Raw genomic sequence first — 8,323 nt, 5'->3', positions numbered from 1 at the left:
GCACTCCCCGTGGCAGCGCGGCAGCAACGAGAACACCAACAGCCCGCTCCGCCAGTACTTCCCCCACGGCACCGACCTCTCAGTCCACACCACCAGCCACCTCGCCACCGTCGCCGCCGAACTCAACCCTGAACTGGCTCAGCCCCAAAGAAAAACCCAACCAGCTACCGTCCCAACAAGCATGTTGCAACAACCACATGAATCCACCAACCCCCTCGCGGTTGTCCACAATGCCAACGGGTGTCCACAGATCTCCTCGGCGCCGCCTGAACCGTCGGTCCCCGCCCGTAGGCTCGATTTCGGGGGGCCGCGACGTTGTCCCCAGGCCCGCTCGCGGGCGGGCGGAAATGTCGGTGCCCTCTGGTAGGCGCGTCTCGTCAGGACCGTCCGGCGAACCGGGCCAGGGCGGCGGCGAACAGGTCGGCCAGCTCGGGTCGCCGCAGGTCCGCCTCGGACTGGATCTTGACGTGCCGGTGCACCTTGCCGGAGCCGGTGAGCAGCCCGGCCGGGTCCGGCAGCTCGGTGCCGCGCGCGAAGCCGATCGTCACGTGCTTGGTGTAGGGCAGCAGCGAGAACACCAGGTGCTTGTACCCGGGGCCGGTGCCGAAGCCGATGCCGTCCGAGTCCGCGGTGATCACCGCGTCGGGGAAGACCCGGTGCAGCTCGTCGTAGATCGCACGGGCTAGCGGTCGGACGGGTTCCGCGCAGTTGTCGAGCACGTGATCGGCCTGACTCGTCATACGCGTCAGCCTTCCATCGGCGGCCGGCGTCGGCGCAGCCGGTCGTGCAGGACGCGGCGGACGAGCAGCCCGGCCTTGCCGACGTCCTTGCCCTCACCCTCGGCCTCCGGCTTGAGCGTGCGCATAAGCTCGATCAACAACTGGTTCAGTTGAGTCCACAGTGGAACGAACCGGCCGGCGACCGGGCCGGTGGCGTGGATCGGGCCGTCGCCGGTGAGCTCGTTGACGGCCTTGGTGAGCCGGAGCGTGCCCTCGTCGCGGAACACCAGGTGCACCTCGTCGCCCTCGACCCGGATCTCCATCTTGCGCGCGGCGGTCTCCTCCGGGGTCGCGTCGGTGGTCGCGTCGGCGTCGACCTCGTCGACCGTGTCGGCGATCGCGTCGGGGCTGACGCCGAGCCGCGCGAGCACGGTGGCCGCCATGCTGCCCTCGGCGCGGATGAGTGCCTCGAGCAGGTGGTGGCTGCCCATCGGCGCGCTGCCGGCGAGCGCCTCGGCGGCGGCGACGACCTCATCGGCCGCGCTCGTGCGCTTCGGCCGGACCGGGGTCCCACCCGTCTTCGTATCGGTGTCGATCAGCGCCATGACCGTCCGGCGGATGTCGTGGAGGCTCTCGACGTGGTTGACGAGGACCTTCACGGCGACGCCTTCGCCCTCCCATTCGAGCGCGAGCAGGATGTGCTCGGTGCCGATGTAGTTGTGGTTCAGCTGCAGTGCCTCGCGCAGGGCCAGCTCGAGCACCTTCTTCGCGCGGGGGCTGAAGGGGAGGTGCCCACTCTGCGCCTTCTTGCCCATCCCGACCGTCGTGACGATGTCGGCGCGCACCGCGTCGGCGGTGATTCCGAGCTGGGTCAGGGCCTGCGCGGCGATCCCGGTGTCCGAGTGGTAGAGGCCGAGCAGCACGTGCTCGGTGCCGATGTGGTCGTGCTTGAGGGTGCGCGCCTCGGCCTGGGCTTGAACCACCACGGTCCGTGCGCTGTCGGTGAACCGTTCGAACATGCCACCGATGCTCCGCTGTCGGTTGAACCCTGTCAATACAATGCCAGTGATAGGGTATCGGTGTGACTGCATCGGACTGGGACGACCGCCTGTCGCGTTGGCGCGACGAGCTGGAGCTGTTCGCGCAGCTGGAAGACACACCGTGGGTGACGCTCGCGCAGGCCGAGCAGGAGACCGGCGTGTCGCGGTCCGCGCTGCGGTCCTGGTATCGCAACGGCGAGATCCGCTCGCGGCTCGTCGACGGGCCTAACGGCCCGCAGCGTCTCGTGCCGCTGGACGCGGTGGTCGATCGGGCCGCGCGGTCGCCGCGGATCCAGCGCCGTGCCGAGCGCGAGGTGAGCCTGGAGGCGCAGGTGACGTTGCTGCGTAGCCGCATCGACCAGCTCGAGCTGCGCCTGGCCGCCCTCGAAGGTCGCACGTAGTAGTCGCGGAGCGTGTCGAATCCGGTTCTCGCGCCCCGGTCCGCAAGTTCGCCTGGCCCAGCAGGCTACCCGGCCCAGAACGTGGGCTCGGGTCGTCAGCAGGAGGCGCCCGGGCAGTGGTGGGTCAGGCGCGGAGGCGCAGGCCCTTTGGGGTGGCGCGGAATCCGGCTTCTCGGAGGATGTCCGCCAAGCCCGAGGTGAGGGCCGACTCGCCGTCGGCCTTGTGGACTGCCAGTTGGCCGAGCCAGCCCTCGCGGACGGCTCGGGACAGGGCCTCCGCCGCGGCTCTCAGGGGGGCCTCCTCCTCGGTGAACGACAGCAGGGAGCGGCCGCCGCGCTCCACGAAGAGCACTGGGCGGCCGTCGATCAGCACCGCCAGTGCGCCCGCTTTCCTTGCCGGGCGGTGCTTTCCCTCACCGATCGGTTCGGGCCAGGGGAGGGCGGCGCCGTACGGCTGGGCCGGGTCGGCGGCCGCCAGGACCCTCGACACCGCGTCGGCGGGTGGTGGTTCGCCGTCCGAACGGGACAGTGCGCGCAGCCGGTCCACCGCGCCGCGCGCGGCGAACTGAGACGCGCCGAGGCCCTCGACGACGTAGCCGCGCACGATTTGCCCCGACTCCTCCATCGCCCGCAACACCTTGTACACACCCGAAAACCCGCCGCTCACCCGCTCGGTGTCCAGCGCGCCACGGGTGAGCACGCCGTGCCGCTCCAGGAACGACTCGGCCCGTGCATGCGCCCGGCGGGTCGGGTCGGGCTCGCGCGCCGGGACGAGCGACCAGCGGCCGGCCGCGATGGGCGGACCGGTGCGGCTAGGCATCGCCGGGCGGGCACCGCGCAGCCGGGCGTAACGGCCCCGCGGCGCGGAGCGGCGTGGTTTGTGCGCCGCGCCCCGCCCGGACACCAGTGCGCGCAGCGGCGCGATCGTGTCGTTGGTGACCAGGCCGGCCCACACCAGATCCCACAGCGCGGCAACGACATCCCCGTCCGCGGGCACGTCCGCGCCACCGTCGACCAGGATCGTGCCGACCCGGTCGGCCAGCTGGCGGAAGAACAGCGCACCACCGTCCATTGCGGACAGCACGGCCGTGTGCAGTGGCGTGTCGGGTACCACCTCCTCGATCTCCGGTAACAACAGGTCGGCGACGTCCGCCGGGGCGACGGCGAGCCAGCCGTCCCCGCCGGCCAGTGAACCCGTGCCGCACCACGTGACCTCGCCCGCCGTGGTCAGCTCGTCGAGCAGCGCGGGGGAGTAGCCGGGCAGCCGGGACGGCAGGATCAGCGACTCCAGCCCGCTGGCCGGTAACGGCGCGCCCGCCAACTGCTCCACCACCGACAGCACGTCGTCGGCCGTGGGCGCCGTGCGCAGCCGCTTGCCGACCCCGTGCCACGCCGGCAGGAACCGGCCCAGCGCCTCCGGTTCGACCGGCTCGACCTCCGCCCGCAGCTTCGCGAGCGACGCCCGCCGCAGCCGCCGCAGCACGTCCGCGTCGCAGTACTCCGTGTGCGTGCCGCCCGGCCGCAGCTCGCCGCGCACGAGTCGTCCGGTGCTCACGAGACGGTCCAGCACGCCGGTGACCACGGCGACGCCCAGCCCGAACCGCGCGGCCACCTCGCCCGCCGGGAACGGGCCGTGCGTGCGGGCGTATCGGGACAGCAGGTCCGCGAGCGGATCGTCGACCGGCTCGGTGAACGCCTCCGGCACGCCCACGGGTAACGCGGTGCCCAGCGCGTCGCGCATCCGGCCGGCGTCCTCGATGATCACGTACCGCTCCTCGCCCGCGATCCGCACCCGGATGACCCGTCGCTGCCGCTCCAGCTCCGCCAGCCACTCCGCGCGCACGCCCCGCTCGGCGGCTTCCGACGCAGCGAGGTCACCCAGGAACCGCAGCAGGTCGGCGGTGTCCTCCTCGTGCCGGGCCGCCCGCTGCGGGTCGAGCCGCTGCAGCGACCGCTCCACCTCGGCCACCACGTCGGCGTCGAGCAGCTCGCGGATCGCCTCCGCACCGAGCAGCTCCGCCAGCAGCGAGCTGTCCAGCGACAGCGCGGCCGCCCGGCGTTCCGCCAGCGGCTGGTCGGCGTCGTAGAGGAACATGCCCGCGTAGCCGAACAGCATGCTGCGCGCGAACGGCGACGCGGAAGGCGTCGCCACCTCCACCACCCGCATCCGCCGCGAGCGCACGTCGGCCATCACCTCGCGCAGACCCGCCACGTCGTACACGTCCTGCAGGCACTCCCGCATGGCCTCCAGCACCACCGGGAACTGCTCGTACTTCGCCGCCACCGACAGCAACTGCGCGGACCGCTGCCGCTGGCGCCACAACGGTGTGCGCTTGCGCGGATCCCGCCGTGGCAGCAGCAGCGAGCGCGCGGCGCACTCGCGGAACCGGGAGGCGAACAGCGCCGAGCCGCCCACCTCCGCGACCACGATCTGCTCCACCTCCTCCGGGTCGAGCAGGATGTCCTCCGCCGCGGCGTGGATCTCCTTGCCGTCGACGTCCACCGCGTCCGGGAGTTGGATCACGATGCCGTCGTCGGAGTGCGCCACGCGCGCCTCGACCCCGCGCCGCTCGCGCAGCCGCGCGCCGATCGCCAACGCCCACGGCGCGTTGACCTGCGCCCCGAACGGCGAGTGGACGACCAGCCGCCAGTCGCCGAGCTCGTCGCGGAACCGCTCCACCAGCAGTGTTCGGTCGTCCGGGATGTGCCGCGTGGCCTCCTTCTGCTCCGCCAGGTACGCGAGCAGGTTGTTGGCCGCGAGCACATCCAGCCCCGCCGCCGTGGCCCGCTCGCGTGCCGCCGGCTCCGGCATGCCCGACACCTCGCGGAGGAACCTGCCGAGCGCACGACCCAGCTCCAGCGGGCGGCCCGGCGCGTCCCCCTTCCAGAACGGCATCCGCGCGGGCTCACCCGGCGCCGGCACGGCGATCACCCGGTCGGCGGTGATGTCCTCGATCCGCCACGACGAGGTCCCCAGCAGAAACGTGTCGCCGACCCGGGACTCGTACACCATCTCCTCGTCCAGCTCGCCCACCCGCGAACCGGAACCCGACTCCGACGCCGGGGTCATCACCGTGAACAGCCCGCGGTCGGGGATCGTGCCGCCCGAGGTGACCGCGAGCCGCTGCGCGCCCGGCCGTCCGCGCAGCTCGCCGTTGACCCGGTCCCAGGTGATCCGCGGCCGCAGTTCGCCGAACTCCTCGCTCGGGTACCGCCCGGCCAGCATGTCCAGCACCGAGGTGAGCGCCGACTGCGGCAGCGCGGCGAACGGCGCCGCCCGCCGCACCAGCGCGGCGAGCCGGTCGAGCGGCCACGCCTCCAGCGCCACCATCGCGATGATGTGCTGAGCCAGCACGTCCAGCGGGTTGCGCGGGTACCGCATGGCCTCGATGGCGCCCTCGCCCATTCGCTCCGCGACCACCGCACACGACACCAGATCGCCACGGAACTTCGGGAACATCACGCCCCGTGAGACCGCCCCCACCTGGTGGCCCGCGCGCCCGATGCGCTGCATACCCGACGCGACCGACGGCGGCGCCTCGATCTGGATCACCAGGTCGACCGCGCCCATGTCGATGCCCAGCTCCAGCGACGACGTGGCCACCACGCACGGCAGCCGCCCCGACTTGAGCGCCTCCTCCACCGAGCCGCGCTGCTCCTTGGACATCGACCCGTGGTGCGCGCGCGCCACCGTCGGCGTCTCGACCCCGGCAGCCCAGCCGGACTCGGCGATCGCCTCCGCCGGGAAGCGGCCGACGTCGACCGGGTAGACCGGCCGTTCCGCGGCCAGCTCGTTGAGCCGGGACGTGAGCCGCTCGGCCAGCCGCCGCGAGTTGGTGAACACGATCGTGGACCGATGCGTGCGGACGAGCTCCAGCACGCGGTCCTCGACCGCGGGCCAGATTGACGGTCTTCGGGTGCCGCCGACCGCGCCCGTCATCTCCTCCAGCGTGCCGATGCCGCCCGGCAGACGCGTATCCGGCAGCGGCGCGTCCGGGTCGGGCGTGACCGGGCCCTCCAGCGGCGGCGGGCCAGCCTGATCGACACCGAGTTCGGTCATGTCCTCGACCGGGACCACGACCTGCATCTCGATCGTCTTGCCGATCCGCGGAGCCACCACCCGCACCGGCCGCGTGCCGGCGAGGAACGCGCTCACCTCGTCGATCGGCCGGACCGTCGCGGACAACCCGATCCGCTGGGCCGGCTGGGGGAGCAACTCGTCGAGCCGCTCCAGCGACAAAGCCAGGTGTGCGCCGCGCTTGGTGCCGGCCACCGCGTGCACCTCGTCCACGATGACCGTCTCGACCCCGCGCAGCGACTCCCGCGCCGCGGAGGTGAGCAGGAGGAACAGCGACTCGGGCGTGGTGACCAGGACGTCCGGCGGCGTGCGGGCGAACGTCCGGCGCTCGTCGGCCGGGGTGTCGCCGGTGCGCATGCCGACCGTGATGCCCGGTTCGCCGAGGCCCAGCCGGCGCGACGCCTGGCTGATGCCCGCCAGCGGCGCGCGCAGGTTGCGCTGCACGTCCACGGCCAGCGCCTTGAGCGGGGACACGTACAGCACTCGGCAGCGCTGCGTCCGCTCCGCCGGCCTGGGCTCGGTGGCCAGCCGGTCGAGCGCCCACAGGAACGCGGCCAGCGTCTTGCCCGACCCCGTCGGCGCGACCACCAGGGCGTGCTCGCCGTCCGCGGCCGCGGACCAGGCGCCGGTCTGCGCCTCGGTGGGCGCGGCGAACGCGCCGGTGAACCACTCCCTGGTCGCCGGCGAGAACAGCTCGAGCACGTCCGTGGAACTCATGAAACCCATGGTGGCCCAACCCACCGACAATTTCTGAACGGTCGCGTCGTCACGGCACGTAGTACACCGGCGACGGACCGGCGGATGTGTGGGACCCGTCCCATGGTGCGGGTCGGCCATGGCAGCATCTTGGCTGCAAGATGGGCACCGTCCGTGGCGGTCGCGCTGGGGGCGGGGTCGGACGAGGGGAGAGTCGTGAACGTCCTGTCGGTGGATCTCGGCACGTCCAACACGGTTGCCGTGCTGGCCGCACACGGCCGCCCGCCGCGGGTGGTCGACGTGGACGGAGCGTCGATGATGCCTTCCGCCGTCTTCGCCGCCGATGACCGTCAGCTCGTGGTCGGCAGAGACGCCGAACGCCGCGCCCGACTGGACCCCGCCCGGTTCGAGCCGAACCCCAAGCGCCGCGTGGACGAGGGCACGCTGCTGCTCGGCGACCAGGTCGTGCCGGTCACCGACGCGCTCGCCGGCGTGCTGCGCCGCGTGGTCGACGAGACCTCCCGTCAGCTCGGCGGGGCGAAGCCCGACGAGGTGAGGCTGACCCACCCCGCGCAGTGGGGTCCGGTACGGCGCAACGTGCTGCTGTCGGCCGCACGTCAGGCGGGCATGGGCGCCAACCTGATCCTCGTGCCCGAGCCGGTGGCCGCGGCCGCGCACTTCGCCTCCTTTCCGGGCCAGACGCTCACGGCCGGTCAGGCGCTGGCGGTCTACGACCTCGGTGCCGGCACCTTCGACGTGGCGATCGTGGGCGCGACCCAGAAGGGCTTCGTGGTGCTCGCCGAGGCGGGCCTGCCGGACCTGGGCGGGCTCGACGTCGACCAGGCGCTGCTGGAGCACGTCGGCCGGCAGGTCTCGCACCGCGAGCCGGGCCGCTGGCAGTCGCTGCTGCGCCCGGTGTCGACCGGTGACCGGCGTGCGCAGCGTGCGCTGCGCGAGGACGTGAAGGCCGCCAAGGAGTCGCTGTCCCGGCACCCGCAGACCGAGGTCCCGCTGCCCGAGCCGTTCGAAGACGTGCTGGTCACCCGGGTCGAGCTGGAGGCGCTGATCCGCCCCGGCCTGCTGCGCAGCGTCGAGCTGCTGGCCGGCACGATCCGGTCCACCGGCATGGCGGCCGACCGGCTGGTCGGCATCTACCTGGTCGGCGGCTCGAGCCGGATCCCGCTGATCGCCACGCTGATCGCCGAGCAGCTCCGGGTCGTGCCGACGAGCCTGGACCAGCCGGAGACGGCCGTCGCGCTGGGCGCGCACCACGTGCCGCAAGAGGGCATCACGATGCGCACCAGCGACATCAGCAACACGATCGAGGACGTCCAGCGCACGGCCAAGGTGGTGCCGCCGGCGGCCGCCGCGTTCGCCGCCGGCCCGGCC

The 8,323-nt window shown here is 72.8% G+C and carries 5 protein-coding genes and 2 pseudogenes; 3 read left to right on the top strand and 4 right to left on the bottom strand.

All coding sequences use genetic code 11. The annotated features are described in order from the left end of the window. Positions 1 to 127 (top strand): annotated as a pseudogene (locus ACRDTB_RS36235) (IS30 family transposase); the annotation flags it as partial. A 250-nt stretch (positions 128 to 377) separates the two neighbouring features. Here the strand turns inward: ACRDTB_RS36235 and ACRDTB_RS36230 are convergent. The 3 genes and pseudogenes from ACRDTB_RS36230 to ACRDTB_RS36220 all read right to left on the bottom strand — a co-directional run. Further along, positions 378 to 740 carry a DUF1801 domain-containing protein gene (locus ACRDTB_RS36230; protein ID WP_431436771.1) on the bottom strand — a complete coding sequence of 121 codons (363 nt, stop codon included), beginning with the start codon at positions 738 to 740 and terminating at the stop codon, positions 378 to 380. Between the two features lie 5 nt (positions 741 to 745). Continuing rightward, the gene (locus ACRDTB_RS36225) at positions 746 to 1,210 is read right to left on the bottom strand and encodes a Clp protease N-terminal domain-containing protein (protein ID WP_431436772.1); all 465 of its coding nucleotides are present in this window, start codon (positions 1,208 to 1,210) and stop codon (positions 746 to 748) included. A gap of 102 nt (positions 1,211 to 1,312) precedes the next feature. Next, positions 1,313 to 1,738: pseudogene (locus ACRDTB_RS36220) on the bottom strand (Clp protease N-terminal domain-containing protein); the annotation flags it as partial. Between the two features lie 62 nt (positions 1,739 to 1,800). Between ACRDTB_RS36220 and ACRDTB_RS36215 the strand changes: the two are divergent. Beyond that, entirely contained in the window at positions 1,801 to 2,160 is a 360-nt protein-coding gene (locus ACRDTB_RS36215) for an excisionase (protein ID WP_431436770.1), read from the top strand. 124 nt (positions 2,161 to 2,284) lie between these two features. On the opposite strand, the gene ACRDTB_RS36210 is transcribed toward ACRDTB_RS36215, so the two are convergent. Then, entirely contained in the window at positions 2,285 to 6,964 is a 4,680-nt protein-coding gene (locus ACRDTB_RS36210; RefSeq protein ID WP_431436769.1) for an Lhr family helicase, read from the bottom strand. 186 nt (positions 6,965 to 7,150) lie between these two features. On the opposite strand from ACRDTB_RS36210, the gene ACRDTB_RS36205 reads away from it, so the two are divergent. Then, a partial coding sequence (locus ACRDTB_RS36205; protein ID WP_431436768.1) for an Hsp70 family protein occupies positions 7,151 to 8,323 on the top strand: 1,173 nt, incomplete at its 3' end.

The sequence above is a fragment of the Actinophytocola sp. genome, from assembly GCF_050699935.1.
In the GTDB taxonomy this organism is placed as follows: domain Bacteria; phylum Actinomycetota; class Actinomycetes; order Mycobacteriales; family Pseudonocardiaceae; genus Actinophytocola.
This window is presented reverse-complemented; position numbering and strand designations above follow the sequence as displayed.

Excerpts from the sequence above, each read along its gene's own strand:
- ACRDTB_RS36230 (WP_431436771.1), bottom strand. The coding sequence starts at position 740 with ATGACGAGTCAGGCCGATCACGTGCTCGACAACTGCGCGGAACCCGTC.
- ACRDTB_RS36225 (WP_431436772.1), bottom strand. The coding sequence starts at position 1,210 with ATGGGCAGCCACCACCTGCTCGAGGCACTCATCCGCGCCGAGGGCAGC.
- ACRDTB_RS36210 (WP_431436769.1), bottom strand. The coding sequence starts at position 6,964 with ATGGGTTTCATGAGTTCCACGGACGTGCTCGAGCTGTTCTCGCCGGCG.